The following is a 26,916-nucleotide window of genomic DNA, read 5'->3' as shown; positions in this document are numbered from 1 at the left end:
AAATGAAGATGGAGGGGCATCCGAATGACTGGGAATGATAATAACCCGAACGATTCCACAAAACACGAGCAGCTGCTCCAGCACATTCGCGAGCTCCCGATCGGCATGAAGGTATCGGTTCGTCAGATGGCCAAGGACCGCGGGGTATCGGATGGAACGGCATACCGGGCATTGAAGGAAGCAGAACAATTAGGTTTGGTTAGCACGAAGGAGAGAATTGGTACCGTTCGTGTGGATAAGAAAAAGCGTAATAATCCGGAGCAGCTAACGTTTGCGGAGGTTTTGGAAATCGTTCAGGGGAGCTTGCTTGGCGGAGAAGATGGACTGGAGAAATCCCTTCACAAGTTAGTCATCGGAGCTATGGAGCTGGATGAAATGATGGCTTATATCGATGCAGGCAGCTTACTCATCGTAGGTAATCGGGAAAATGCGCATAAACGTGCGTTGGAGTACGGAGCGGGTGTGCTTGTAACGGGGGGCTTCGGGACCAGTGAAGAGGTCAAGCGGCTGGCTAACGAACGCCAGCTTCCCATTCTGAATTGCCGCCACGATACGTTTACCGTCGCTTCGATGATTAACCGCGCGATGTACGATAGGCTGATCAAACGAAAAATTATGATCATTGCCGATTTAATAGAGCCATCCTCCCGAAACAGAGTACTGAAGCAGTCAACAGAGGTTGCGGATTTCCTGAAACTAAGCGCAGAGACGGGGAGCAGCAGATTTCCTGTTACCGATGAGTGGAACCGAGTGGTTGGAATGGTTACATCGAAGGATGTAATCGGGTCTCCGTCCGGTCAGGCGCTGGACAAGCTGATGACGCGCCGTCCGATGACCGTCACGTTGAATACGCCTGTCGCTTCTGCAGCACATCGGATGGTATCAGAAGGAATTGAGCTGCTTCCTGTGGTTGATCGTCAGCGTAAGCTAGTCGGAACGATTAGCAGAAGCGAGGTGCTTCGGGCTATGCAATTCGCGAATCGGCCTGCTCATTTAGGAGAGACATTCGATGCATTGATGTGGGGTGGATTTGCGGAGCAGAGAGACAGCGAGGGCAGATTATACTTCACTGGACTAGCAACGCCCCAGATGTCAGGAACGCTGGGGACAATATCCGAGGGTGTGCTGACAGCACTCATGCAGCAGGCGGCGAGCCGATCGGTTGAGGATTTGCGCAAGAGGGAGCACGTACTGGACAATATGACCACGTATTTCCTGCGTACGGTGCCTATCGATGCGGGAATCTCGATTGTCCCTTATATTATTGAGGCAAGCAGGCGATATGTGAAGGTAGAGGTCCAGGTTGTTCAAGAGGGTGACGTTGTTGCAAAAGCGATGCTTACCGCGCAAACTATCGACCCTTCGTAAGCAGATTGCATAAAATGGCTATTGCAAACGGGTGAAATGAGAATGATTGCGCAGACCTGCGAACAGGTTAAACAAGCCGAGCAAGATAAATAATGCGCCGACGACAACTCTAAGGCTCGATCCGCTGAACATAAACATTTGGATCAAAGCAATGAAAATAAGCATAATGCCCATGCTAATATTCATTCTCGAGGTATATAAGCCGCGGAGTTTGGCATTAGTTTCACGGCGGGCTCGGAAGCTATAGAGAGCAGAGAAGACGGAAGACAGCATAATGATGACGCCAAACACCCATTGCAATAGATTGACCATGTAAAATAAACAGCTCCTTTGACAGTCAGTAACGTTCCCCATTGTACCATAAACGAAGGGAGTTGCTTAGTCGGAGGGTCTCTTTACTTCTTTGTGACGATATCCCCTTCGCTCAGCATCGATCCGTCTACTTCGGACGATGAATCTTTGCTTCTACCCAGACCTGCAGCACTCCGTCAACCACGAGTATGGTTTTGACGTTGACCTCGTAATCGTTATCTCCGATATGGTCGTAGATTTTATGCTCTAATAGGTTCCGAGCGATCATCGACTCCGAGCCAATCTTATAAATACTTCGACCGATGAATATTTTCAAATCATCCTTCAGCCTCTTCTTAAGCTCCTTTTGTGTCACAACATCAATTACAGCTTCACCTTGCGGCTCCTCGATAAACGGAACAATATTTCGAATGACATTCCGATTGCGAAGCTCCTGAATCTGCTCCAAGTCTTTCTTAGTCGTCGACAATTGATCTTTAAGTCCGTAATTCTCGTGAATAAGCCGGTCAACCTCATCATTCTCTAAAGCGCTATACACAGCACTTCCTACGACCATCCCGCATACGAAAAAAGCGATCACCTGCATGAACCGCCCAAAGCGTTCAAACGAAGGAATTCGCATAAATGTGTTTCACCCCCCGGTTCGGTTCATCCACTGAATGAGCTCCGTGCCCATATGCGCGCCAAGGAAAGCAAATAAAATGTAACCGATTTGTTGGACGGCAGGGGAGAAATACCCGGCTGACAAGTGGGATTCAATTACTCTGATGGGATCGATCGTTCCGCCGACGGCAGCGACGAGCGCCCAAATTTTCAAATTACTCGCAACCTGTATCATCTTCTCTTTGGGCGGAGTCATCAGAAACACCGATCCTATCCCGGCCAGCAACGTACCGCCGAGCACGACTCCGAATGCGATAAAGAAGCTGAAGGCGGCCTTCGTATAAAAATCACCCATGAAACATCCCTCACAGTGCAGTGAATTGTCAAAAACGCAAACATTTGTTCCCTTATTTGTGATATACTTAACGCGATCAGCGAATTCCTGCGCTCAATCAAACAAGTTCTCGTACTACCATATGTATGGGACGGGTCCACCCCCTTATGATACAATTAGAGAAAGAGATTTTTACCGGAAAAGAAGGGATATGCGTATGTGCGATTTCGTTCATCTTCACGTTCATAGCGAATACAGCTTGTTGGACGGCGCGGCTCGCATTAAGGAGATGGCAGCCAGAGCAGCAGAGCTTGGCATGAAGTCTCTTGCCCTTACGGATCACGGCGTGATGTATGGGGCGATACCTTTCTATAAAGCGTGCCGAGAGCACGGCATTAAACCTATTATTGGAATGGAAGCCTATATTACTGCCGGCTCGCGTCATGAGAAGCATTCACGCAAGGAGCAGCCTATCTATCATCTGACGCTCCTCGCCAAGAATGAGATCGGCTACCGGAACCTGATGAAGCTGAGCTCGATCGGTCATTTGGAGGGCTTCTATTATCGTCCTCGTATTGATTTTGAAGCGCTGACTGAGCACGCAGAAGGACTGGTTTGTCTCAGCGGCTGTATGAGCAGCGAACTTTCCCGGCAATTGCTAGACGATAACTATGATGCCGCCAAAGCGACGGCTTTGCGATACAAGGAAATATTCGGGACTGACTATTACTTAGAACTTCAGGATCATGGCATTTTGGAACAGAAGAAGGTATCCGCCGGTGTACTGAGATTATCCGAGGAAATCGGGATTCCGCTGGCGGCTACGAATGACTCTCACTATATGTGCGAGGATGACAATTCCCTGCAAGACGTCCTTATTTGTATCGGAACAGGGAAAACGATAGATGATCCGGATCGATTGAAAATGTCCACGAACCAGCTCTATCTCAAAAGCGGCGAGGATATGAGTGCACTATTCCGGCATGTGCCGGAAGCGATTGCCAATACGGTCAAGATTGCGGACAGCTGCGTTCTGGAGCTAGAGTTCGGACGACATATTTTACCGGCGTTTTCACCTTTGCCTGAGGGAAGCTCTGCTGCGCACTATTTAAGAAAGCTGTGCGAGCAAGGCTTGCAGGACCGGTTTGCTGGACGAGAGGATTGGGACGATGAGGGCTTCCGCCGGACGGCCGAGGACCGGCTTAATTATGAGCTGAAGGTCATCGGAGTAATGGGCTTCGACGACTATTTCCTGATCGTTTGGGACTTTATCCGTTTTGCCCATGAAGAAGCGATTGTAACGGGGCCGGGGCGCGGCTCTTCTGCGGGAAGTCTAGTCGCATATGTACTGAAAATTACGGACGTAGACCCCTTAAAGCATAAGCTGCTGTTCGAACGGTTTCTGAATCCGGAGCGGGTCAGCATGCCCGATATCGATATCGACTTCAGCGACGAACGACGAGATGAGGTCATCCGTTACGTTGTTCAAAAGTACGGTTCGGAGCATGTGGCACAGATCATAACATTCGGGACATTGGCAGCGCGTGCGGCGGTTCGAGACGTCGGCAGAGTACTCAACCTCCCTTATGGGGAAGTGGATAAGACAGCGAAGCTTATTCCTGCTTCACCGGGGATGTCCATTGACAGAGCGATGAAGGAAAGCTCTGAATTCCGGGTATTGGCGGAGGGCGGCACGGGTGCGGCAGCGCTTGTTGCGATGGCCAAACGGGTTGAAGGGATGCCCCGTCATGCATCCACACATGCGGCGGGTGTAGTGATATCATCCAATCCGCTAACGGATTATGTTCCTTTGCAGGAGGGAACCGATGGCGTTCCCCTGACCCAATATTCCATGGAGCATCTTGAAGCGGTGGGACTGCTGAAGATGGACTTTCTTGGTTTGCGCACTTTATCCATTATCGAACGAACCTTGGCTTCTATTCGGGAACAGACTAGCCAGGAATTCCGTTGGGAAGAAGTGTCTTACGCGGATGGGCCGACTTATGAGTTGATGGGCCGCGGGGAAACAACGGGGATTTTCCAGCTGGAATCTCCAGGCATGCGGCGAGTGCTGAAGGAGATGAAGCCTACCGAATTCGAGGATATCGTCTCCGTTGTCGCGTTGTACAGGCCGGGACCTATGGAATTCATACCACAGTTCATCAAAGCCAAGCATGGCATAGTGGCCGTAGAATATCCTCATAGGAAGCTGGAGCCGATTCTGGCCGATACGTACGGTATCATCGTTTACCAAGAACAAATTATGCAGATCGCCTCCACGATGGCAGGCTTTACGTTGGGCGAAGCCGATCTGTTGCGGCGCGCGGTGAGCAAGAAAAAGCGGGAGGTGCTGGACGAGCAAAGGAAGTTTTTCGTCCAAGGCAGTCTAAAGCAAGGATATGCGGATGAGGAAGCTAACCGTGTATATGATTTGATCGTCAGATTCGCGGATTACGGATTTTGCCGGGCTCACGCTGCGGCTTATGCGGTGCTGGCTTTCCAGACGGCCTATCTCAAGGCGCATTATCCCATCGAATTCATGGCATCGATGTTAACGGCGGTCGTCGGCAATCAGCGGAAAACAGCGGAATACGTAGATGAATGCCGACGAATGAGTATCAACGTACTGCCGCCGGACGTCAACGAGAGCGGCATATTGTTTACTCCGATCGCAGGAGATGGTGCTGATGCACCGGGTGCGATCCGCTTCGGCTTGGCCGGAGTCAAGAACGTAGGTACGCAAGCAATAGATAGCATATTGCGGGAGAGGAAGGAACGTCCCTTCGAGAGCTTAAGCGATTTCTGCAGGCGCATAGATCCGAGGGTGTGCAACAAAAGAGTGATTGAGTCTTTGGTTCAGTCAGGTGCGCTGGAGTCTCTGCCCGGACACCGCTCGCAGCAGCTTGCGGCGCTCGAGCCAACCTTGGAAGCGTCCGCTCTATGGCGGAAGGAGCGGGAGGAGCTTCAGATCGAGCTGTTTGATTTCGCTGAATCTCCGAATTGGAGCGTTGATCTGCCTGTTGTTCCTCCCTATAGCCAGACCCAAATGCTAGACCTCGAACGGGAGCTCATGGGCTTGTACTTATCCGGTCATCCCTTAGATGCCTTCGACGGCATGATGGATGAGTTGAAGCTCGATAGGTTAGTCGATATAGCGGATGCGGCGGATGGCTCAACAGTTTTCACAGCGGGGATGATCGTATCGCTTAAGCCTTTTGTAACGCGGAAAGGGCAGTCGATGGCCTTTCTCGAAATAGAGGATCGGATTATGGGGACGGAGCTCGTTGCTTTCCCGACCGTGTGGAAGAATGCCGCTTCCATCGTGAAGAAAGGTTCACTTGTGTTCGTGCGGGCTAAGGTGCAGCAGGGAGACGAGGATTATAAGCTGCTGGCGGACGATATTCTGCCGCTCGATTTGGCGGATTTGAGCCGACAGGTCGAGCGACTGCGGAGAATCGGTCAGCAGCCGCGTAATAGCGGGGGTGGAGGAAGTTCCGCAGGCAATCGCGTGCCATATAAAGCTTCGGATAAGGTTGAACCAATAGCTAACGCAACTCCTTCAGCGATTACTAGTGCTGCAGCACAGCGTGTCTACATTCTCATAGCGGCTCCTCATGAGCAGCCGGCAACGCTAATTCGATTGAAGCTATTATTAAAGGCTCATTCAGGCGGGATTACAACGGTGCTCCGTTACGAAAGGGAACGTCGAACGGTCGCTCTTAGCGACGAATATAGAATAAAGGAATCACCAGAGCTGTTCAATGAAATCGAAAAGCTGCTTGGTCCCGGAAGCGTTCGAATAAAGTAAGAAAAAAGATAGAGCTAAGACAACATCCGATATCGAGTCCATTGCTTTTTGAACGCGTTATAGATTGGTTTGGTTGCTAGTCTTAAGGCATCTGTGCTATGATTTCTTTATTGCGCCAACTAACTCATTCATTGAATCATTACAAATTGGGGGTACACCTTCATGTGGACGGTCATCTACATTGCGCCGACCGCGAAGATCGCCGAACGAATTCATAAGCGTCTCACTGACGAAGGATTTCTCGTACAGATACGCCCCATTAACCTGACCAAACCACAGTACGAAATATTAGTTCCATCCGGCGAAGTGCGGGAAGTTCAAGAGGTACTAGGAAGTATTTTGCACCTTTAAGTCAACCCTAACCCCCGCTATTATTCGTACAGAAAGTACAAGCAATGCGCCTCTACTTTTCTGACTCGTCTCCCCAACCAGGTGCAACAAACGTTGCGGCGCTTTGCGCTCGCAGGTTTGTTGCACGAAGACGGCTGCGCCGTTTTACTTGAGTCGGCGAAGCCGGAAGGCTTGACGGTCGCCATTTAACGCTTGTGAGGTGTCGCTGTGTTCAAGGATTTATTTCAGAAGAAAAAATATGCTGTTGTTCCAACGGAACGCACGAAAAGAGATATTCCCGAAGGTTTAATGAACCGTTGCCCGAAATGCGGGACTATTCAGTTTAGCAAAGAGCTGGAGAAGAACCTGAAGGTTTGCTCCTCCTGCGGGCACCATTTCCGTCTGAACGCCTGGGAGCGCATCGCAATGACGCTCGATGAGGGGCGTCTTTTTGAGATTGATGAGCATCTGATCTCTGAAGACCCGCTTACTTTCCCTGGATATGCAGCAAAGCTAGAGCAACAGAAGCTAAGCTCAGGCTTAAAGGATGCGGTCATTACAGGAGAAGGCGAGATTGGCGGATTTCCGGTCATTGTCGGGGTTATGAGCTTCGACTTCTTTAGCGGCAGCATGGGCTCCGTCGTCGGAGAGAAGGTTACCCGGGCGATCGAGAGGGCAACAGAGAAGAAACAGCCGTTGGTCTTTTTCTCAACTTCGGGCGGTGCTCGCATGCAAGAGAGTATTCTAAGTCTTATGCAGATGGCCAAAACAAGCTCGGCGCTTGCGAGATTTCAGGAACAGGGAGGCTTGTTCATCTCGGTGTTCACTGATCCGACGCTTGGCGGAGTGTCCGCAAGCTTCGCAAGTCTCGGCGATTATAATTTAGCCGAGCCAGGGGCGATTGTCGGATTTGCAGGTCGAATCGTTATTGAACAGACGATCCGTCAGAAGCTGCCGGAAAATTTCCAGACAGCCGAATTTAACCTTAAGCATGGTCAGCTTGATAAAGTCGTTCACCGCAAAGATATGAAGAATATACTTACGAAGCTGCTCGACATGCATGCAGGGAAAGGAGAGCCGTCCGATGTCTAGTGAATTGCCATTTGAACGGCCTCTCTCCGAATTGCGCAAGAAAATTGACGAGCTAAAGCATTTCGGTACCGAGAAAGAAATTGATTTTACCGATGAAATCGGAAGGCTTGAAGAGCGGTTTAAGCAGTTGGAATTAGAGATTTATAACAATATGAGCGCGGCTCAGATCATGCATATGGCCCGTCATCATCAGCGTCCGACCTCTCTTGATTACATAAATGTAGTATTTACCGATTTTATCGAGCTTCATGGCGACCGTTTGTTTGCAGATGATCTTGCGATCGTTGGAGGGCTTGCAAAGCTCAACGGTATCCCGGTAACTATAGTTGGCCACCAGCGCGGTAAAGATACGAAAGATAATATCCAACGTTTTTTTGGAAGTCCTCACCCGGAAGGTTTCCGGAAGGCTCTCCGATTCATGCAGCAGGCAAACAAATTCGGTCGGCCGATTATTACGTTTATTGACACCAAAGGCGCTTATCCTGGCGATACTGCAGAAGAACGCGGACAGTCGGAAGCGATTGCCCGTAATTTGCGAGAAATGGCGATTTTCGGTGTTCCGATCATCTGTGTCGTTATTGGCGAGGGTGGAAGCGGCGGCGCGTTGGCGTTAGGCGTAGGGAATCGCGTGCTTATGCTAGAAAATTCGATATACTCCGTTATCTCACCGAATGGAGCGGCATCGATTTTGTGGAAGGATGCTTCAAAAGCCGATCAAGCAGCAGAAGCGATGAAAATAACCGCCAAGGATTTGTTGGCATTTGGCGTTATCGAAGATATTATACCTGAGCCTCTAGGCGGCGCACACCGTGATAAGGCTATGCAGGCTGAAGCAATCAGAGAAGCATTATGGCGTCATCTGCAACAATTACTACAGATGTCACCGGATCAATTGAGGGAAGACCGGTATCAGAAGTTCCGCAAAGTCGGACAATTTGGTACTGCAGAGCTTGAATAGCTCTTCATAGTAAAGACAAACACGGATGGATAAACGGAGGAAAAGAAATCATGCGTAAAACAAAAATCGTTTGTACGATCGGACCTGCCAGCGAATCGTTGGAGAATATCAAGAAGCTTATTATGGCCGGAATGAACGTCGCTCGTCTGAACTTCTCGCACGGCGACTTCGAGGAGCATGGCAACCGGATGAAAATCATTCGCCAAGCTTGCCAAGAATTGAACAAAACGGTAGCGATTCTTCTCGATACCAAAGGCCCAGAAATTCGTTTAGGCAAATTGAAAGAAGAGCCGATCGAACTTGTTCAAGGCGAATACATTACCTTAACAACAGAAGAAATCTTAGGCGACCTGAATCGAATTCCTGTTACTTATAAGGATTTGCCTAGTGATGTTCACGTAGGTTCGACTATTCTAATTGATGATGGCTTAATCGGGATGACAGTCGTAGACATTCAAGGAACCGAAATCAAATGTCAGATCGTCAACAGCGGTCAAATCAAGAGCAAAAAAGGCGTTAACGTTCCCGGCGTTGCGATCTCAATGCCTGGTATGACAGAGAAGGATGCTGGCGACATCAGGTTCGGAATCGAGATGGGAGTAGACTTTATTGCCGCTTCCTTCGTGCGCCGCGCCAGCGATGTATTGGAAATTCGCGAGCTGCTTGAGCGCCATGATGCCCGTCAAATTCAAATCATCTCCAAAATCGAGAATCAGCAAGGTGTAGATAACCTTGACGAAATACTTGAAGTATCGGACGGTCTTATGGTTGCCCGCGGTGACCTCGGTGTGGAAATACCAGCAGAAGAAGTTCCGCTGGTACAGAAGCAAATGATCGAGAAATGCAACCGTGCTGGCAAGCCGGTTATTACCGCAACACAAATGCTGGATTCCATGCAACGTTTCCCCCGTCCAACACGTGCTGAAGCGTCTGACGTAGCTAACGCCATCTTCGATGGTACGGATGCAATCATGCTGTCCGGCGAAACGGCTGCAGGTAAGTATCCAGTGGAATCCGTTCTGACGATGTCCCGTATTGCGCAACGCGCGGAATCCGCATTGCACTACCGTGAAATCTTCGTCAAACAGGCTAAAGCTCAACAAACATCCGTGACGGAAGCGATCAGCCAAGCCGTTGCCAACTCCGCTTTGGATTTGGATGCGAAAGCAATCGTAACCTCCACAGAGAGTGGCTATACGGCGCGTATGATATCCAAGTACAAGCCCAAATCACCAATTATCGCTGTTACGCCTATTGATCAAGTCTTGCGCCGTTTGCAGCTTGTCTGGGGTGTTACCGCCGTTAAAGGGACGATGGCTACAACAACGGATGAAATGTTCGAGATCGCTGTAAAAGGCGCAATCGATTCAGGTATCGTTAAGCTTGGGGATACGATCATCATTACTGCGGGTGTTCCAGTCGGACGCTCCGGTACGACAAACCTTATTAAGATCCACAATGTCGGCGAGCTGATCGCTAAAGGACAAGGCATAGGTTCTCAAAGCGCGACAGGTAAAGTCGTTATTGCGAACACACCGGAAGAAGCCATTCGTAAAATGACGAACGGAGCTATTCTTGTTGCACCATCGACCGACAAAGAATATATGCCTGCTTTCGAGAAAGCAGCGGCAGTCATTACGGAATGCGGCGGCATCACATGCCATGCAGCGGTTGTTGGACTTAATCTGGGTATCCCGGTTATCGTAGGTGTTGACGATGCCCTTACTCAGCTGAAGGATGGCATGGAAGTAACGTTGTATTCCGAGCATGGTGTCATCTATTCCGGACAAGCTAAAGTGATGTAATCGTTAGGCTGAATGTAATGAATGAATGAATGGTTCCCCGCAGCTTTGCTGTGGGGTATTATTTTTATATACGGAGATGAAAGAGGGTTCTGCTGTTGAAGCCATGGTTTTTGTTCCCCCTTAGGGTAAGGTATCAGGAGACGGACCAGATGGGGGTTGTCTATCATGCGAATTACTTGAACTGGTTCGAGATTGGACGAACGGAATGGGTACGACAGGCCGGCATATCTTATAAAGAGATGGAGGCTAGGGGTTTATTGCTGCCCGTGACAGATTTGGAGGCTTCCTTTAAGCAGCCTGCCTTCTACGATGAATGGATAACGGTATGTACCCAGGCAGCGGAAATGTCTGCTGTTCGCGTTCGTTTTGAATCGAGAGTGATGAGCGGAAATTTAACGGACACTTTGGGAGAAAGCTTTCTGGGAGAGGAGCCTCGAGGGTCCTTGATAGTCCGTGGAAGCACCCGTCATGTATGGGTGAACAAGAATTGGAAGCCTGTACGATTTGATCGTGAAGCACCGGATTGGTATAAACAAATGACTAAGCTTGGAGGGATTTAGCATGCAGAAAAGGTTACTCGCGCTCCTTATCATCATACCCGCATTCGAGTTATGGGGGATCATCGTAATGGGACAACAGATAGGAGGCTTGGCAACCTTTGGTTTGTTACTGTTGACGGGTTTTCTTGGGGCGTGGTTTATACGCGTTGAAGGACGTAAGGTGTGGCAGCAGGCCCAGCGTCAATTACAAGCAGGCCAGGTTCCGGGGCATACGCTGTTGGAAGGCTTGTGCGTGTTAGCAGGCGGAATTATGCTGATAGTTCCGGGTTTCATTTCCGATATTATCGGTATTTCCTTGCTGCTTTCAATAACTCGTCCTTTCTATCGTATATTGTTGTATCGTTGGCTGGAACGGAAAGTCCGCAATGGTTCTTTCACAATTGGCTCTGGTCGTAATCGAAGGTTTTAGCCTCACTGCCGCGTACCATATTTAATGTATTTGCCGATATCCCGAAAGACGTTAGCCCGGTGACATGCCATTAGGATGACAACGATAATAGGACCTATGATAAGCCCGAATATTCCCAGCAGCTTAAGTCCGACGAACATGGCAATTAAAGTGGGTAAAGGATCTAGACCTACGCTTGAGGCAAGTACCTTAGGCTCTATAAATTGTCGTGCAACAAGCACGATCCCGTATAAGATAGAAAGTCCTGTACCGAGCTGCCATTCACCGATTAGGAATGAATAAGCAAGCCAAGGAATCATCACGGCGCCTACACCCAGGTACGGAAGAAAATCAACTAAGCCAATGAGGAGCCCGATGGATAGGGCATTAGCAACCTTAAGAATAAGCAGTCCAATAATGACTACCACAGTGGTTATGGAGATCATAATAAACTGAGCACGAATATATCCGAACAAAGCATACTGCAAGTCCTTCCATACTGAACCAACCCTTGTGATCATTCCTTTGGGAAACCAATCCCGCGACTTAAGCATATAGCGATTCCAATCCTTGCTGATAAAGAAGGATGCAAGCAACACGACGATCGCAATGGTTGCAACAGCAGGCAGGGAGGAAAGGATGTTCACGATTCCATTCAGGAATAGGCTGATTAAGTTGGTACCGGCTTGTGTAACTGCTTGAGCGGTATCTGAAATTCGACTATTTATCGTTTCTTGATAGTTCGGATTTTCTTTGTAGAAGTCATTGATCCGGTTGATTAAATCTTGGATATCCGGTCTAACAAGTAAGGAGTCGAACGATTTCTGCACCCAGGTGACCAGGTCCTGCAGAGTACCGGATAGATTCATAACCTCTCCCGCTAATCTCATGACTAGGGCGGAAATAATCGTTAGCATGGCGATTGTAAATAACAACAACGTAACGGTGACTGCGAGCCAACGCGGGAATTGGGCTCTTCGGTGCAATAGATTGACGAATGGATTTAAGGAATATGCGAGAAGCCAGCCAAGCAAGAAGGGATAGATAAGCGGAAAAGCCCACCATGAGAGTATACCTCCACCTACCAAAACAGCCAAAATGAGCAGTAGACGCAACAATTGTCCTACTATTTTTCGATCCAAACACTCGTCCCCCTTGGCATTTCTCTTCTTCAGCTGGACTCTATTACCATTATAAACTACGCAGCCCAGTATTCGCGAAGGTTGTTCGAGTCATAAGTTGTTTTTACCCTGCGTTAATAATAAATTAACTCTGTCTTTACAATTGACAAACATAATGAAGGAGACAAGCTGGAAGTATAGGGTAAGCTTGGATTGCAGAATAGGGGGAAGCAGCATGTCAAGCGCCAAAAAATATATAAACCGAGATTTGAGCTGGTTGGAATTCAATAGACGTGTCTTGGAGGAAGCTGAGGATTCTGATACTCCGCTTCTCGAACGGATTCAATTTTTGGCTATTGTATCGAGCAATTTAGACGAATTTATGAGCGTCAGAGTAGCAGGATTACAAGCTCAGAACAGGGCCAAGTATACTAAAAGCGATTTTACGGGTTATACGCCGCAGGGCTTGATCAAAAGGCTTACGAAAAGAACGACTGGGATGGTTCGGGAGCAATATCGGACCTATCGCGATCTTCAGCGTCTGTTAGCAAAGGAAGGTGTCTCGCTGACGACATTCCATGAATTGAATGGTGATCAGAAAGCTCTGATGACAACTTACTTTCAGAATATAATATATCCAGTCTTAACGCCGATGGCTGTTGACCAGAGTCGACCTTTTCCGCTTGTGCACAGTAAAGAGCTGTATTTAGCCGTCGTCCTGAGTGAGGATGAAGCTGTAATCTATGAGGAGGAAGGGAGGAAGACCTTCTGTGCGATCGTCCAAGTTCCTTCCATTCTTGCGCGTACCGTTCCTGTGCCAGGGCGCAAAGGCAGCAGGAAGTTGTCCTATTTATTGCTTGAGGATTTAATCAAAGAGCATATCGGATTGTTATTCAGCGGATATACGACGGAGGCCGCGCACGCTTTCCGCGTGACGCGAAATTCAGATTTAACTCTTAACGAAGAAGGTTCCGAGGATCTTCTGCAGGAAATCGAGAAGGAGCTGCGCAGACGTAGACGAGGCTTACCCGTACGACTAGAAGTGGAGAAAGGGATACACGATCATGCTATGGAGCTCCTGCAGGATGAGCTGGAAATGGAGGGAGGCTTACTTGAGGAGATCGACGGTCCTTTAGACCTCGGCTTCTTGTCTAAGTTTGTAAGCACGCTTCCCAACTATGATCACCTTAGATATCCTAAGGTTGAACCTGTCTACCCAACCGAATTCGATGAAGCCGACGATATGTTATCGGTACTGAGGGAAAAGGATGTTCTAGTCTATCATCCATATGAATCCTTCGAGGTTGTAAATGACTTCATATTGGAAGCTGCTGTTGATCCGGATGTATTGGCGATTAAGATGACGCTATATCGGGTTAGTGTGAATTCTGTGCTTGTTCAAGCGCTGGCGAGCGCAGCGGAATCCGGTAAGCAGGTTACTGTTGTTGTGGAGATCAAAGCCAGGTTCGATGAGGCAAGAAATATCGCCTGGGCGCGCCAGCTTGAGAAAGCGGGATGCCACGTCGTATACGGCTTGGTTGGACTGAAGACACATGCCAAGATCACCTTAGTCGTTCGGAGGGAAGCAGGCTCCTTGCGGAGATATGTGCATGTGGGTACAGGGAATTATAATGAAAATACGGCTCGTCTCTATACCGATGCGGGATTGTTCACAAGTCATCCGGATATTGGGGCGGACGCAACCGCGTTGTTTAACGAGATGACAGGTTATTCTGCACCCCACCTTTGGTCGTCCTTCGCCGTTGCGCCAATCGGCTTGAAGCCCAAGCTGTTCGAGCTTATCGAAAGGGAAATCAATCATGCGCAAGCGGGGAGGCCCGCACGTATTGTGGCTAAGATGAATTCGTTATCGAATCAATCGATGATCGATAAGCTCTACGAGGCTTCGCAAGCGGGTGTAACCATTGAATTAATCGTCCGCGGGGTATGCTGCTTGCGACCTGGCGTAGAGGGCTTAAGCGACAATATTAGGGTTATAAGTATCGTGGACCGTTACCTAGAGCATGCGAGAATACTTGCAGTGGCAGGCGGCGGAGAGGAAGAGGTTTATATCTCCAGCGCAGATTGGATGACACGTAATCTTATTCGCAGGGTGGAATTGATGTGTCCTGTTAAAGATATCGGACTCAGGCAAATGCTAATGAATCTGCTGCAAATGAATTTGCGGGATAATGTTAAAGCCCGCGAGCTTCGCTCTACGGGCAACTATGAGCGGGTGTATAATGACGATGCCCCGCTGAGAAGTCAATTCGAGGCTGCCGACATCCCGCTCTGGAAATCAACGGCTTCATCGCTTAAATAGGGGAGATCACTTTAACCTAACGGAAAGTTGGGGGGTAATCCCCCAATTTTTTTTTATTTCCTTGGAAATCGTATCTACTTCCATATGCTCAACGGGCAGAGGATGATCAGCATGGGCGGTTATGTTTAATTTATTGGCAGCAATGGACAGTTCAAGCTCCGTTATAGCTTGGGACTCGCTGCGGTCAAGAGCGGCTGCGAGCTGCAGTATGGAACCGAGCTTCGCAACCGCTTCGATATCCCCTTCTTCTAACATAGATCGATAGGGTGCCAGCTTTCGTTTCAATGTATTAGCTCCGCGATAGGAAGCGATAGCTGCCGTTAATACGATTTCGCGGTGGGTTAGGCCGTTCCAATGCGTATGGAGCAGTATATAGAACGTATGGTCTGCGCTGTCGTTAAAGTCAATGACGGCTCCGATTCGGAACAGCCGAGCTGCCGTATCTAACAAACGGCGCGAGTAATCAGGCAATTGTTGAGCGGAGGATAGTTGGTCAAACAGGGATATGGCTAACTTCCGAACCTGATTCAGATGACTCACCGGAGCGACTGGATATAAGGCATTCAAATTGCGTATGCTTTCCTCCAGTAAAGAATCCTGAGAGCTTGGTTGAAATTGAGGAAGACAGGTTTCGAAGAAGAGTCCATCCCGCAAGCCTGCCCCGCAGACGACCAGACGATCGGATTTCATTTGTAAGGTAACACCAAGCAGAATGGCTAAACCAGGGACAATAACGTCACCGCGATCCTTGGATAGTCCAGGCAGCTTGCGTATTTGTTCGACGGAAATATTTGCTAATCTATTCAAGATTAACCTTAAATCAAGGTTACTCATTTCATAACCATGCAGAAGGGTAAAGGGATAATCGTTTTCCCTTTGATGAAGCTTGGCGAGCGCACGGACTGTCCCTCCAAGGCCGATCAAGGGAAGATCAGGATGTTTGGCTATCCAATTCTCCTGGCTCAGAAGTTTGCTAACCTCGAATTGAATATCCATCAGGACAGCAGGGGGTACGGGGCCGTTTCCAAGCGCAAAACGCGCAGAAGTATTCACACAGCCAATGGGGAAGGAAACAGCCGAAACCACACGCCTATTTTTTATTAATGTAACCTCAGTGCTGCCGCCTCCGATGTCCACAACAAAACAATCCGAAGGACTAAGACTGTTCAGCATAGCTCGACTCCCAATTCGGGCTTCGTCCTCGCCCGATAGAATCTCTATTTTAAGTCCGGTTAAGTCGAACAATCTTTTAATAAGCTGTTCACGATTGACGGCTTGGCGAATGGCAGCTGTTGCAACCGCGCGGATGCTCTGTACCTCATGTTTATCGCAAATTCTAAGAAAATGCTGCAATACTTCCGCGAGCTCTTCCACGGCTTGATCGGGCATACGGCCCTGTGGATCCATGCGTTGGCTTAGACGGGCAGGCCATCGGCCTTGATCTAAGACGCGATAAGCGCCGTTTTCTGTTAGTTGATAGACGGAGAGACGAACGGTGTTGGAGCCGATGTCTATAATTCCGATACTTTGATTTGTTGTCATCCATTAACCTCCGTCGTACATCCGCTTTCGCATCATTGTATCATAAATAAAACTTTTGATTGAATCCGAGCTCTATAAAATGAACATTTTCGAATATTTACAGAGTTTAAGCAAATGACTAATGTTGCCATGAATTCAGAAAACAGAATCCAAGAACGAATGCTTATGATTCCGATAAAGCATTTTTATGCCTTGTTCGGTTCCATTCCCTGTAAAAATCGATTATCATTAAAAAAGGTCAATAAATGTTAAGTTATTCGTGGTTTGCGCAAGTTTTTGAGTCGGCAGAGCCTTATGCTCACGCGCAGGCTAATCTTGGCGTCATTCGAGTTGTCATTAGTCAACCCGAAAGATCTGAATTTTATGGATGAAGGAGAGAGAAAATATGACAGCAACTAAAGGTCTTGAGGGCATTGTCGCGGCTGCATCGTCAATCAGCTCCATCATTGACGGCGTATTGACATACCGTGGCATAAACATCGATGAATTGGCAGAGCAAGCGACTTTTGAAGAAGTTGTATACTTATTATGGCACGGCAAGCTTCCAACTCAAGAAGAGCTGAATGGGCTTATCGCTAAGCTAGGAGAATACGCTGCGGTTCCTGCTGATGTCATTGCCGGCTTACGTTTATACCCGAAGGATAGCAACTCGATGGCTGCTTTACGTACAGCTGTGTCCAGTCTGGCCTTATATGATGGCGAAGCAAACGAGATGAGTCGTGAATCGAACTTCCGTAAAGCGGTTAAGCTGCAAGCACAACTGCCAACTGTTGTCGCTGCTTACGCCCGTATCCGCGAAGGTAAAGAGCCAATTGCACCTAAGCAAGGCGTTGGAATTGCTCATAACTTCCTATACATGCTAACGGGTAAAGAGCCTGCTAAAGTGGCTATTGAAGCGATGGACAAAGCACTTGTCCTGCATGCAGACCACGAACTGAACGCTTCAACGTTCGCTGCACGCGTAACGGTAGCGACTTTGTCGGATATATACTCCGGTGTGACGTCTGCGATCGGAGCTTTGAAGGGTCCTCTGCACGGTGGAGCCAACGAAGCCGTTATGGTTATGCTCGATGAAATCGGTTCTGTGGATAATGTAGATTCATTTATACAGAATAAGCTGAACAACAAAGAAAAGGTAATGGGCTTTGGACACCGAGTGTACAAGAATGGCGATCCTCGCGCGAAGCACTTGATGCAAATGTCCCGCCAGCTCGGTGAGCTGAATGGCGATATGACTCTTTATGACATGTCCATCAAGATCGATGATCTAATAACAGGTCAAAAAGGGCTGAAGCCGAACGTAGACTTTTACTCCGCTTCCTGTTACACGATGCTAGGAATTCCACGCGACCTATTCACACCGATTTTTGCAATTAGTCGGGTATCCGGCTGGACTGCGCATATCCTTGAGCAGTTCGAAGATAACCGGTTAATTCGTCCGCGTGCCGAGTATGTTGGTCCGGTGAATCAGCATTATGTCTCCATTGCGGAGCGCAGCTAAAAGTTCATATTTTGCCGGCGGATCGCCTCCTACACCTTGGTAAGGGAGTGTGATCCGCCGGTTCTTTGCGAAAATAAACGTGAAAATCAGGAGGAAAACAAACATGAAACTCGAAAAATTTGCAGCGCCGACAGCAGGGCAACCCATTAAGGTAGATAATGGTGTTCTGAATGTACCTAATAACCCGATAATTCCATTCATCGAAGGCGACGGTACAGGCCGCGATATCTGGAAAGCATCTAAGCGCGTGCTCGATGCAGCAGTTAAGAAAGCATACAATGGCGAGAAAGAAATCGCTTGGTATGAGGTTTTTGCCGGACAAAAGGCATTCGATGCTTACGGCGAATGGTTGCCTAACGATACGCTTACAGCAATCCGTGAAATGATCATTGCAATCAAAGGGCCTCTTACAACGCCAATCGGCGGCGGTATCCGTTCCTTGAACGTTGCTCTTCGCCAAGAGCTGGATTTATATACATGCTTACGCCCGGTTCGTTACTTCACAGGCGTACCTTCCCCGGTTAAGCGTCCTGAGCTGGTTGACATGGTTATTTTCCGTGAAAATACAGAGGACATCTATGCAGGTATTGAGTATCAATCCGGATCGGATGAAGTGAAGAAGCTGCTTAACTTCTTGCAAACAGAACTCGGAGTAAACAAAATCCGTTTCCCTGAAACCTCCGGTCTTGGTATCAAACCTGTATCTGAGGAAGGCTCCAAGCGTCTTGTTCGCGCAGCAATCGAATATGCAATCAAGCATGGCCGCAAGTCCGTAACGCTTGTTCATAAAGGCAACATCATGAAGTACACAGAAGGCGCGTTCAAAAACTGGGGTTATGAAGTTGCTGAAGCAGAATTCGCTGCTCAAACCTTCACTTGGTCCGAATACGACCGTGTCAAGGAAGCTCAAGGTGAAGAAGCGGCTAACGCGGCTCAGAAAGCAGCTCTTGATTCCGGTAAAATCCTTATCAAGGATGCTATCGCGGATATCGCTCTACAACAAGTACTTACGCGTCCGACAGACTTTGACGTTATCGCAACGTTGAACCTGAACGGTGATTACCTGTCCGATGCTTTGGCTGCGCAAGTTGGCGGTATCGGTATTGCTCCGGGTGCTAACATCAACTACTTAACAGGACATGCTATCTTCGAAGCTACTCATGGTACTGCACCGAAGTACGCCGATAAAGACGTCGTGAACCCTGGTTCGGTAATTCTCTCCGGCGTTATGATGCTTGAGCATCTTGGCTGGCTGGAAGCAGCAAGCCTGATCTACAAAGGCATGGAAACATCGATCAACAACAAAAAAGTAACCTACGACTTTGCTCGTCTCATGGAAGGCGCTACTGAAGTTAAGTGTTCGGCTTTCGCTGACGAAATAATCTCCAATATGTAACTCGATCCCCCTAAGTCCCCCTTTCCAAGGGGGATCCCGAGGGCCTGCTGCCCTCTGGACACCCGCTTTTCTCGTGGGAGGGACAGAGGCGGAGGTTGAGCGGGGCTTGAGCGTGGTATCGCTGCCTTTCCGTGATTCAGATCCGGCCCACTATTGGGCGATCTGACCGGAAAGACAAGCTTACTGCGAGATTTGTGCCTTGCTGTGCGGCGCATTAGATGGGATTCCCCATCTAAATGTAAGTGCTTAAGTGCCTTATGCCTTGCTGTGCGGAGCATTAGATGGGATTCCCCATCTAAATGTAAGTGCTTAAGTGCTTTGTGCCTTGCTGTGCGGCGCATTAGATGGGATCCCATCTAAATGTAAGTGCTTAAGTGCTTTGTGCCTTGCTGTGCGGCGCATTAGATGGGATTCCCCATCTAAATGTAAGTGCTTAAGTGCTTTGTGCCTTGCTGTGCGGCGCATTAGATGGGATTCCCCATCTAAATGTAAGTGCTTAAGTGCCTTATGCCTTGCTGTGCGGCGCATTAGATGGGATTCCCCATCTAAATGTAAGTGCTTAAGTGCTTTGTGCCTTGCTGCGCGGCAGAAATAGGTGCGTATTTACATCTATTTTTAAGGGAATTGGCAGAATAGTTAATAATAAATGCAAAAGTACAATTAATTTGTTTGTATTCGAGTATTTAAGCTTGTTGTTGTGAATTTAGATGTAGTTTTGCAGTTAATTCGGTTTATTGATGGGATTTGGCGGAATTAGTTGTACTTTTACACTTAAAGTGCAAGTGCCCCTTTATTTCTATCTAATCCGATTATGACTACCTAAACCTAGTGCACACAGAACCGGTTTTCAGGAACAAGGAGGAATAAAAAGTGGCGATCAAACGTGCGAAGATTACGGTGGTAGGCGCTGGTTTCACGGGCGCAACAACTGCGCTTATGCTGGCGCAGAAGGAGCTTGGGGACGTTGTTCTTCTCGATATCCCTCAGCTTGAGAATCCTACTAAAGGTAAAGCGCTCGACATGATGGAATCCACGCCGGTTCAAGGCATTGATTCCAACATCGTGGGAACCTCCAATTATGAAGATTCCGCTAATTCCGACGTTGTTATCATTACTGCAGGTATCGCCCGCAAACCGGGTATGAGCCGTGATGACCTCGTGAACACGAATGCGGGTATCGTTAAGTCCGTGTGCGAGAACATCAAAGCTACTAGCCCTAACGCGTATGTCATCATCTTATCCAACCCGGTTGATGCGATGACCTATGTGGCTAATAAGGCGCTTGGATTCCCTAAAAACCGCGTTATCGGTCAATCCGGTGTACTTGATACGGCTCGCTACAACACGTTCCTTGCTCAAGAGCTGAATGTATCCGTAGAAGACGTTCGCGGCGTTGTTATGGGCGGACACGGCGATGACATGGTACCTCTTGTGCGCTACACGACAATTGGTGGAATTCCAGTCGAGAAGCTGCTTCCTAAAGAGCGTATCGATGCAATCGTTCAACGTACGCGTGTTGGCGGCGGCGAGATCGTTAACCTGCTTGGTAATGGCAGCGCGTATTATGCGCCCGCAGCATCCCTCGTGCAAATGACAGAAGCGATTCTAAAGGATAAGAAGCGTATTCTTCCAATCATCGCACTGCTCGAAGGCGAATATGGCTATGACAACCTGTTCATGGGCGTGCTGGCTGTTCTGGGCGGAGACGGAATCGAGAAGGTTATGGAAATCGAGCTGACGGATGAAGAGAAAACAGCGCTTGAGAAATCTGCGCAATCCGTTCGCAATGTCATCAAGATTGTTGATAATGCATAATAGTCACAAATAGATGAATTGATATGAAAAGCCTTGCCCGGTCAATAATACGGGTCAAGGCTTTTAGATATGCTGCGGTTTTTATTCGTATTCGTTTTTGTGTATACTGAGGTTGTCTTAGTATGTTAACTATTGGAGGGATCGTTGGATGTTGACTGCAATGTTGTTTTTGCACATAGTCGGTGCGGTAGGGATGGGAATTTACGCAATCATGCCGTTTGTGGCGGGGAAATTCAAACAGCTTTCGGGCTCCGCGCAAGAAGGATTAGCAAGCGGACTCGTAACAGCAGGTCGGTTTGGCCAGTACGCGCTTGTGTTACAGCTGCTAACGGGAGGATACTTGATCACGGGTACCAACAGTGATTATTCCGTATCTTGGATGATTACAACTGTTGTAATATTCATCGCTTTAGGAGCATTATCCGGAATCGTGCAAGCGCCGCTTAAGCGAATTGCAGCAGCCTCCGTAAAAGGTGAAAATGCCAGCTCATCGATATCCAGAGTTCAGACTCTAAGTACAATAACCTTTGTTTTGTTCATGGTTATCATCTGGATCATGCAATCTCCATGGTAAATGATTATTACGAAAGCTCAAAAATTGTGAACTACCTCCAAATACCACACTCACTCAGGTGAGTATGGTATTTTTTTTGCTTAAGATCGTCTATATTTCCTGTGATATAATACGTGAATAGTTTTCAAGCTGCTGGAGGTTGCATCGTGGAGCCGGTTGTATATGCATTTATCAAAGGGTTTTTATTTTCAATAGCGTTATGCTTAGATCTGGGTGTCGTCAACATCGCCATTATGAAAACAGGATTAGATCGAGGTTTCGCTGCATCCTTCCGTATTGGCCTCGGCTCATGCTTCGGCGATGTATTCTATATGTCGCTGGCACTGCTTGGATGGACAGCTGTCTTTCACTATTTGGCTGTTCAATGGATACTGTGGATTGGTGGAACGATGGTACTGCTATGGCTTACATTCAATATGCTTCGGGATACGATCAAACCTAAGAAGCTTAATACAGTTGGTGAAGCTGTGAAGAGCCGCAGTGCATGGAGCGACTTGCTCGTGGGGGCAGGATTAGCATTATCCTCTCCAACACTGATTTTGTCCTTTGTCGCTATTGCGGGTCCTGTAGTCGCAGATTTGAATATCCAGAATATGGAAGTTCTTATGGCTTTCGTAGCTGGATTCGTATCAGCGGGAGTTCTCTGGTCCCTCATGATCGCGTTATTAGGAAGCCAATCCAGGCGGGTAGGAACATCTGCACTGCGAATTCTATCGCTATTGTCTGCGCTGCTATTCCTCGGATTTGCCGTTAGCTTGTTCTGGGACGGCCTGCATTCATTGATTTTATAATCATTATAGAATAAATACTGGGGTCAAGACGATGAATAGATATTTTAATAATTTGCTTAGCCGTTATGACAGCGGGATATGGATTCGAGTTCTGGGAGCTGCATTAACGACCATAACAGGATTTATGATTCGGCCTTTCCTTGTACTTTATCTCTATGATCAAATGGACGGATCCGTTATGCTGCCCATGATTATCGTAGGTTTACAGCCTTTATGCGGGATGTTCATAAGCTGGTACGGAGGAGGCTGGAGCGATCGTTATGGCCGTAAGCCCTTGATGTTCGTGGCTCTGATCCTTCAGATGTTCTGTATGATAGGTTATGTTTTTGCCGAGGATGTCTGGCAATATGCATTAATTTCCATTATTAACGGCATTGGGTTTGCGCTCTATATGCCGGCAGCGAATGCGCAAATTACCGATTTGGTTCCGGAAGACCGCCGGGCTGAGGTGTTTGCTCTCATGCATACAGCCTTTAATGTCGGGGCGGCAGTGGGTCCCGTACTGGGGCTGCTCATGTTCAGATGGAATCCGTCAGCTGTATTCCTGCTATCTGCGGCGTCCTTTTTACTATACGCTATACTCGTATGGTTCAAGCTTCCGGAGACAACTCCGCTGAAGGAAAAGGATACCGTTGTATCGCTTTGGCCCGGTAAAACTCGAATAGCCTGGAAAATACATAAGCCGTTATTGTTATTAACCCTGTATGGCTTGCCAGTCGGATTCCTGTACGCTCAGGTTGAAACGACACTTCCTCTGCATCTGAAGACGAATTTTGAAGACTACCTGACAATTCTAACCTCATTGCTGACTTTTAACGGTATTATGGTCATTGCTCTGCAGATTTGGATTGCACGACGGACGGAATCGATTCTGTCACACTATGTGATTGGTGCTTCCTATGTCTTGTTCGCGGTCGTGTCGATCGGTTATGGTTATTCGAACTTGATTCTCTGGCTCTTCGTTGCGGAGTTCATTTTTACAATCGGAGAGATGATCTTCGGACCGCATACCCAGAAGGCGATCTCAGTGATGGCACCGAAGGAGCAACGCGGCTTCTACTTCTCGGTATATGGAGCAAGTCACTTGCTTTCGCGCGGTCTCGGCCCGATCCTGGGAGGCTTGCTGCTTAGCTGGAGCGGCGGGGAAGTTTTGTTTACTGTACTTGCTGTCCTGCTCATTGTCGCTGGAATCGCACAATATCGAATGATGCGCAATGTTATAACTTTACGAAAAATAAGAAAAAGTGTAGCCCCACCTTCCGTATGAGTTAAATCACTTTGGAGGAATTCATTTGGCAAAGATTATAGTTGTAGGCAGTATTAATATGGATGTTGTCATTCGAGTGCCGCATATCCCTACAGAGGGTGAGACCATAATGGCAAGCAGCGTGAACTATTATGGAGGGGGTAAAGGTGCGAATCAGGCCATTGCGGTTGGTCGTCTTGGCGGCGACGTGAGCATGATCGGTCGTATCGGGGAAGATGATTACGGCAAGATTCTTTATGATAATTTAGTTGAATCAGGTATTCATACGCAAGGTATAGAATATGACGCGGATTATCCCTCTGGAACAGCTTATATCAATGTCTCGGATTCAGGAGAGAACAACATAGTCGTTTATTCAGGGGCTAACAGTAGACTTGATCCCGTGCAAATCCAAAGCTATGAATATTTATTTGATGAAGCTGATTATTGCCTAATCCAAATGGAAATTCCTTTTGAAACCATCGAACATGTTGTAAGGGTTTGCAAAACAAAGGGTGTCAAAATTATACTAAATCCCGCCCCGGCACAACCATTGCCATTCACGGTCCTGCAAGGTCTTTATGCCATAATTCCCAACGAATCGGAGCTTGATCTGCTGTGCCCCGATCCAAGCAGTCTGGAGGAAAAGGCTAGAAGCCTTTTCGAATTTGGGGTGGATAACATCATTGTCACTCTCGGCTCCAAAGGAAGTATGTTAATGAATGAGGATGGCATTCAATACTTTGGTGCGATTCCAGTTAAATCCGTCGATACGACCGCAGCAGGCGACTCCTTTATAGGCGGGTTGGCAGTAGGGTTATCGGAGAAAAAGGGAATAAAGGAAGCGATCCGATTCGCCGCAATCGTTGCGGGTATAGCGGTGAGCAGGGAAGGTGCGCAATCGTCGATACCCGATAGGATAACTGTAGAGGACTATTTAAAAAGTAGCAGTTGATTGCAATGAAATACGTGAGCGATGAAGTGAAAGTTCAAGTGCTTCCGGAACAGGAGGAGATTGAATGCGCATTCTGATTGCACCGGATTCTTTCAAAGGATCGATATCCGCTAAAGATGTAGGCTTAGCAATAGAAGATGGAATACGAAAAGTCATTCCGGATGCCGATGTGGTTCACCTGCCCCTGGCTGACGGCGGGGAAGGGACGATCGAAAGCATGGTGTTCGCTCTTGGCGGAAGTGTGGGAGAAGCAATTGTTCATGATCCGTTAGGACGTGAGATTAAGGCTTCATTCGGAGTGCTGAAGGATGGTAATACGGTCATTATTGAAATGGCCCAGGCGTCGGGACTTCCTCTGTTGCAGGAATACGAAAGGAATCCATTAATAACGTCTACCGTTGGCACCGGAGAGTTGATTCGCCATTGCCTAGACAAGGGTTATCGCCATTTTCTGCTCGGACTGGGCGGCAGTGCAACAAACGACGCCGGTATGGGAATGTTGAAGGCGCTGGGGGTTCAATTCCTTGATAGCGGGGGAAATAATCTGCCTGAAGGCGGGGCCAGCTTAAACAAACTTGAGCGGATAGATACATCCAATATCGATACACGATTGAAAGAATCAAGCTTTATTGCCGTTAGCGATGTCAGAAATATTTTGTGTGGTGAGCATGGGGCGTCTCATATTTTCGGACCGCAGAAGGGCGCTAACGCTCAAGAAGCAGCGCTGCTGGACCAAGCGCTAAGAAGGTTTGGGGATGTTGTGAACGAGCAGCTTAACATAGATATCATCACCTTGCCGGGGTCTGGAGCAGCAGGAGGAATAGGAGCCGCGGCAGTCGCCTTTCTGCAGGCCGAAATACGTTCGGGGATCGATCTGATCCTTGAATATTATCACTTCGACGATCGTATCATCGGTGCCGATTTACTGATCACAGGCGAAGGAAAGCTGGATTCGCAAACCTTATCAGGTAAAGTGATCTCCGGAGTATGTAAGAAAGCGAGTCTTTACAACATTCCAGTAGTCGCGTTATGCGGCTCGGTGCAGCTTTCTACTTCATCGATGGATGACTTGGGGTTAACTGCATGCTTGCCAATCGTCAATGGTCCTTGCCGGTTGGAAGAAGCAATCGCTAACTCTTACGAATGGACGAGAGACCGTGCGGAGCAAATGATGAGGCTAGCCGTACTCGCTTTCCCGAAGCAGCAACGATAATTGTTTAGAAAAAGCAATGACCCTACGATCTGATTATCGTAGGGTTTTTTGATTTGTAGTGGGAAGCCGCAAATCATAGTGCAGTATAATTCAGAACATTTTTTCATGCCATTAGCTTTTTATATGAAAAGATTTGCCGTAGAACTCTTAAGCTCTTGCTTTTTTTTAGATATAACATGGTAGATCAACCTTTCGGAGTACCTAATCCTTAATGTGGATTTTGTTTTTCCGGTGCTTGATGCTTCCCACTACTCCTATTTACCCTTTTACATCGGATTGAAACAGCTTTCCGACTACGCTTTTTTATCATTTAGATTAGAATGGAATTTCTTTCTTTCGAAAGAATTGGACACTTTGATGTACTATTGTGTCATTTATTAGTATGATAAAGAAGTATGACTTACGTAAATGCTTAAATTGGAGCAAAGAAAGCACCTTTTCTATATAACCAAGCAACCAGAAACAAATTTCGACGATCATATAGGTTAAAAGAATAGGGGATATGCAAAGTGAAAATAAAAATTATTTTTACCACTAAAGGGAAAGTCGCCATCGAGAATTTCTCGAATGAAGAATTAATCGAAATCTTCATCAGATATTCAAATACACTAAGAAAAAAGTATGAGTTTAACATTTCCGTACCGCTTGAAGAGAATCAGAACATTGTTGAAGACGGCGTTATGAAGGTTACGGTGACCAACGTGAATTGTGACATTGAGGCATTCTTTAAAGAACTTGGCAGAGATATCAAAGTTCCTTTTAAGAAGCGGCTTAACGGAACTTTAGATAACGTATTTAAGATTGCTCAGGTTGAAGTTTAAGTGGAAAATATAATAAATGGTTGAGCGAAGGGTCACTTACGCTCAGCCATTTTTTTTGAG

23 protein-coding genes are annotated in these 26,916 nt (G+C 47.6%); 18 read left to right on the top strand and 5 right to left on the bottom strand.

Annotated features, from left to right (window positions below; genetic code table 11):
- Positions 1-24 precede the first annotated feature (24 nt).
- Positions 25-1,368, top strand: coding sequence for a DRTGG domain-containing protein (locus ACESLK_RS10930; protein ID WP_373229466.1), 1,344 nt, complete (start codon positions 25-27; stop codon positions 1,366-1,368).
- A gap of 18 nt (positions 1,369-1,386) precedes the next feature.
- Here the strand turns inward: ACESLK_RS10930 and ACESLK_RS10925 are convergent, their stop codons facing one another.
- The 3 genes from ACESLK_RS10925 to ACESLK_RS10915 form a co-directional block, all read right to left on the bottom strand.
- Positions 1,387-1,680, bottom strand: coding sequence for a YtpI family protein (locus ACESLK_RS10925; RefSeq protein WP_373229465.1), 294 nt, complete (start codon positions 1,678-1,680; stop codon positions 1,387-1,389).
- Between the two features lie 127 nt (positions 1,681-1,807).
- On the bottom strand, positions 1,808-2,302 hold the full coding sequence (locus tag ACESLK_RS10920) for a sporulation membrane protein YtrI (RefSeq protein WP_373229464.1): 495 nt from the start codon (positions 2,300-2,302) through the stop codon (positions 1,808-1,810).
- A 9-nt stretch (positions 2,303-2,311) separates the two neighbouring features.
- The gene (locus tag ACESLK_RS10915; protein ID WP_373229463.1) at positions 2,312-2,638 is read right to left on the bottom strand and encodes a YtrH family sporulation protein; all 327 of its coding nucleotides are present in this window, start codon (positions 2,636-2,638) and stop codon (positions 2,312-2,314) included.
- A 196-nt stretch (positions 2,639-2,834) separates the two neighbouring features.
- Here ACESLK_RS10915 and ACESLK_RS10910 point away from each other — a divergent pair, with 196 nt between their 5' ends.
- The 7 genes from ACESLK_RS10910 (at position 2,835) to ACESLK_RS10880 (ending at position 11,579) form a co-directional block, all read left to right on the top strand.
- A complete protein-coding gene (locus tag ACESLK_RS10910; RefSeq protein ID WP_373229462.1) occupies positions 2,835-6,425 on the top strand; it encodes a DNA polymerase III subunit alpha in 3,591 nt (1,196 codons plus the stop codon).
- A gap of 162 nt (positions 6,426-6,587) precedes the next feature.
- Entirely contained in the window at positions 6,588-6,776 is a 189-nt protein-coding gene (locus ACESLK_RS10905) for a glutamate decarboxylase (protein ID WP_373229461.1), read from the top strand.
- Between the two features lie 207 nt (positions 6,777-6,983).
- Entirely contained in the window at positions 6,984-7,847 is an 864-nt protein-coding gene (accD, locus tag ACESLK_RS10900; protein WP_373229460.1) for an acetyl-CoA carboxylase, carboxyltransferase subunit beta, read from the top strand.
- Positions 7,840-8,805, top strand: coding sequence for an acetyl-CoA carboxylase carboxyltransferase subunit alpha (locus ACESLK_RS10895; RefSeq protein WP_373229459.1), 966 nt, complete (start codon positions 7,840-7,842; stop codon positions 8,803-8,805). The genes accD and ACESLK_RS10895 overlap by 8 nt, the downstream gene beginning before the upstream one ends.
- Before the next feature lie 50 nt (positions 8,806-8,855).
- Positions 8,856-10,610 (top strand): pyruvate kinase, encoded by a 1,755-nt coding sequence (pyk, locus tag ACESLK_RS10890; protein WP_373229458.1) that lies wholly within the window; start codon positions 8,856-8,858, stop codon positions 10,608-10,610.
- Positions 10,611-10,705: 95 nt separating this feature from the next.
- Positions 10,706-11,170: an acyl-CoA thioesterase gene (locus ACESLK_RS10885; protein WP_373229457.1), complete on the top strand. Its 465-nt coding sequence runs from the start codon at positions 10,706-10,708 to the stop codon at positions 11,168-11,170.
- A 1-nt stretch (position 11,171) separates the two neighbouring features.
- Complete coding sequence (locus tag ACESLK_RS10880) at positions 11,172-11,579, top strand: FxsA family protein (RefSeq protein ID WP_373229456.1); 408 nt, start codon at positions 11,172-11,174, stop codon at positions 11,577-11,579.
- Positions 11,580-11,581: 2 nt separating this feature from the next.
- On the opposite strand, the gene ytvI is transcribed toward ACESLK_RS10880, so the two are convergent.
- Positions 11,582-12,700, bottom strand: a complete 1,119-nt coding sequence (gene ytvI / locus ACESLK_RS10875; protein WP_373229455.1) for a sporulation integral membrane protein YtvI — start codon at positions 12,698-12,700, stop codon at positions 11,582-11,584.
- Positions 12,701-12,914: 214 nt separating this feature from the next.
- Here ytvI and ppk1 point away from each other — a divergent pair, with 214 nt between their 5' ends.
- On the top strand, positions 12,915-15,002 hold the full coding sequence (gene ppk1 / locus ACESLK_RS10870) for a polyphosphate kinase 1 (RefSeq protein WP_373229454.1): 2,088 nt from the start codon (positions 12,915-12,917) through the stop codon (positions 15,000-15,002).
- A 6-nt stretch (positions 15,003-15,008) separates the two neighbouring features.
- Here ppk1 and ACESLK_RS10865 read toward each other — a convergent pair whose 3' ends face one another.
- A complete protein-coding gene (locus ACESLK_RS10865) occupies positions 15,009-16,544 on the bottom strand; it encodes a Ppx/GppA phosphatase family protein (protein WP_373229453.1) in 1,536 nt (511 codons plus the stop codon).
- Positions 16,545-16,929: 385 nt separating this feature from the next.
- Between ACESLK_RS10865 and citZ the strand changes: the two genes are divergently transcribed.
- The 9 genes from citZ (at position 16,930) to ACESLK_RS10820 (ending at position 26,856) form a co-directional block, all read left to right on the top strand.
- On the top strand, positions 16,930-18,045 hold the full coding sequence (citZ, locus tag ACESLK_RS10860; protein WP_373229452.1) for a citrate synthase: 1,116 nt from the start codon (positions 16,930-16,932) through the stop codon (positions 18,043-18,045).
- 103 nt (positions 18,046-18,148) lie between these two features.
- Positions 18,149-19,441 carry an NADP-dependent isocitrate dehydrogenase gene (gene icd / locus ACESLK_RS10855; RefSeq protein WP_373229451.1) on the top strand — a complete coding sequence of 431 codons (1,293 nt, stop codon included), beginning with the start codon at positions 18,149-18,151 and terminating at the stop codon, positions 19,439-19,441.
- 870 nt (positions 19,442-20,311) lie between these two features.
- The gene (mdh, locus tag ACESLK_RS10850; protein WP_373229450.1) at positions 20,312-21,256 is read left to right on the top strand and encodes a malate dehydrogenase; all 945 of its coding nucleotides are present in this window, start codon (positions 20,312-20,314) and stop codon (positions 21,254-21,256) included.
- 148 nt (positions 21,257-21,404) lie between these two features.
- Positions 21,405-21,830, top strand: coding sequence for a DUF2269 family protein (locus ACESLK_RS10845; RefSeq protein WP_373229449.1), 426 nt, complete (start codon positions 21,405-21,407; stop codon positions 21,828-21,830).
- Between the two features lie 146 nt (positions 21,831-21,976).
- The gene (locus ACESLK_RS10840) at positions 21,977-22,621 is read left to right on the top strand and encodes a LysE family translocator (RefSeq protein ID WP_373229448.1); all 645 of its coding nucleotides are present in this window, start codon (positions 21,977-21,979) and stop codon (positions 22,619-22,621) included.
- A gap of 31 nt (positions 22,622-22,652) precedes the next feature.
- A complete protein-coding gene (locus ACESLK_RS10835) occupies positions 22,653-23,888 on the top strand; it encodes an MDR family MFS transporter (protein WP_373229446.1) in 1,236 nt (411 codons plus the stop codon).
- A 25-nt stretch (positions 23,889-23,913) separates the two neighbouring features.
- Complete coding sequence (gene rbsK, locus ACESLK_RS10830; RefSeq protein WP_373229445.1) at positions 23,914-24,822, top strand: ribokinase; 909 nt, start codon at positions 23,914-23,916, stop codon at positions 24,820-24,822.
- Between the two features lie 64 nt (positions 24,823-24,886).
- The gene (locus tag ACESLK_RS10825; RefSeq protein WP_373229444.1) at positions 24,887-26,035 is read left to right on the top strand and encodes a glycerate kinase; all 1,149 of its coding nucleotides are present in this window, start codon (positions 24,887-24,889) and stop codon (positions 26,033-26,035) included.
- Between the two features lie 509 nt (positions 26,036-26,544).
- Positions 26,545-26,856, top strand: coding sequence for a hypothetical protein (locus tag ACESLK_RS10820; RefSeq protein WP_373229443.1), 312 nt, complete (start codon positions 26,545-26,547; stop codon positions 26,854-26,856).
- The last annotated feature ends 60 nt before the right edge of the window (positions 26,857-26,916 follow it).

This window comes from Cohnella sp. (genome assembly GCF_041640265.1).
Taxonomy (GTDB): Bacteria; Bacillota; Bacilli; order Paenibacillales; family Paenibacillaceae; genus Cohnella.
Note: the sequence above shows the minus strand (reverse complement) of the source record. Positions and strands in the feature narration are given on the sequence as shown.

What these genes read in the sequence shown, in the direction of transcription:
- ACESLK_RS10915 (WP_373229463.1), bottom strand. Translation starts at nt 2,638, where the DNA reads ATGGGTGATTTTTATACGAAGGCCGCCTTCAGCTTCTTTATCGCATTC.
- ACESLK_RS10880 (WP_373229456.1), top strand. Translation starts at nt 11,172, where the DNA reads ATGCAGAAAAGGTTACTCGCGCTCCTTATCATCATACCCGCATTCGAG.
- ACESLK_RS10930 (WP_373229466.1), top strand. Translation starts at nt 25, where the DNA reads ATGACTGGGAATGATAATAACCCGAACGATTCCACAAAACACGAGCAG.
- ACESLK_RS10825 (WP_373229444.1), top strand. Translation starts at nt 24,887, where the DNA reads ATGCGCATTCTGATTGCACCGGATTCTTTCAAAGGATCGATATCCGCT.
- ACESLK_RS10905 (WP_373229461.1), top strand. Translation starts at nt 6,588, where the DNA reads ATGTGGACGGTCATCTACATTGCGCCGACCGCGAAGATCGCCGAACGA.
- ACESLK_RS10835 (WP_373229446.1), top strand. Translation starts at nt 22,653, where the DNA reads ATGAATAGATATTTTAATAATTTGCTTAGCCGTTATGACAGCGGGATA.
- pyk (WP_373229458.1), top strand. Translation starts at nt 8,856, where the DNA reads ATGCGTAAAACAAAAATCGTTTGTACGATCGGACCTGCCAGCGAATCG.
- ACESLK_RS10845 (WP_373229449.1), top strand. Translation starts at nt 21,405, where the DNA reads ATGTTGACTGCAATGTTGTTTTTGCACATAGTCGGTGCGGTAGGGATG.
- citZ (WP_373229452.1), top strand. Translation starts at nt 16,930, where the DNA reads ATGACAGCAACTAAAGGTCTTGAGGGCATTGTCGCGGCTGCATCGTCA.
- ACESLK_RS10865 (WP_373229453.1), bottom strand. Translation starts at nt 16,544, where the DNA reads ATGACAACAAATCAAAGTATCGGAATTATAGACATCGGCTCCAACACC.
- ACESLK_RS10895 (WP_373229459.1), top strand. Translation starts at nt 7,840, where the DNA reads ATGTCTAGTGAATTGCCATTTGAACGGCCTCTCTCCGAATTGCGCAAG.
- icd (WP_373229451.1), top strand. Translation starts at nt 18,149, where the DNA reads ATGAAACTCGAAAAATTTGCAGCGCCGACAGCAGGGCAACCCATTAAG.
- ACESLK_RS10910 (WP_373229462.1), top strand. Translation starts at nt 2,835, where the DNA reads ATGTGCGATTTCGTTCATCTTCACGTTCATAGCGAATACAGCTTGTTG.
- ACESLK_RS10920 (WP_373229464.1), bottom strand. Translation starts at nt 2,302, where the DNA reads ATGCGAATTCCTTCGTTTGAACGCTTTGGGCGGTTCATGCAGGTGATC.
- ACESLK_RS10925 (WP_373229465.1), bottom strand. Translation starts at nt 1,680, where the DNA reads ATGGTCAATCTATTGCAATGGGTGTTTGGCGTCATCATTATGCTGTCT.
- ppk1 (WP_373229454.1), top strand. Translation starts at nt 12,915, where the DNA reads ATGTCAAGCGCCAAAAAATATATAAACCGAGATTTGAGCTGGTTGGAA.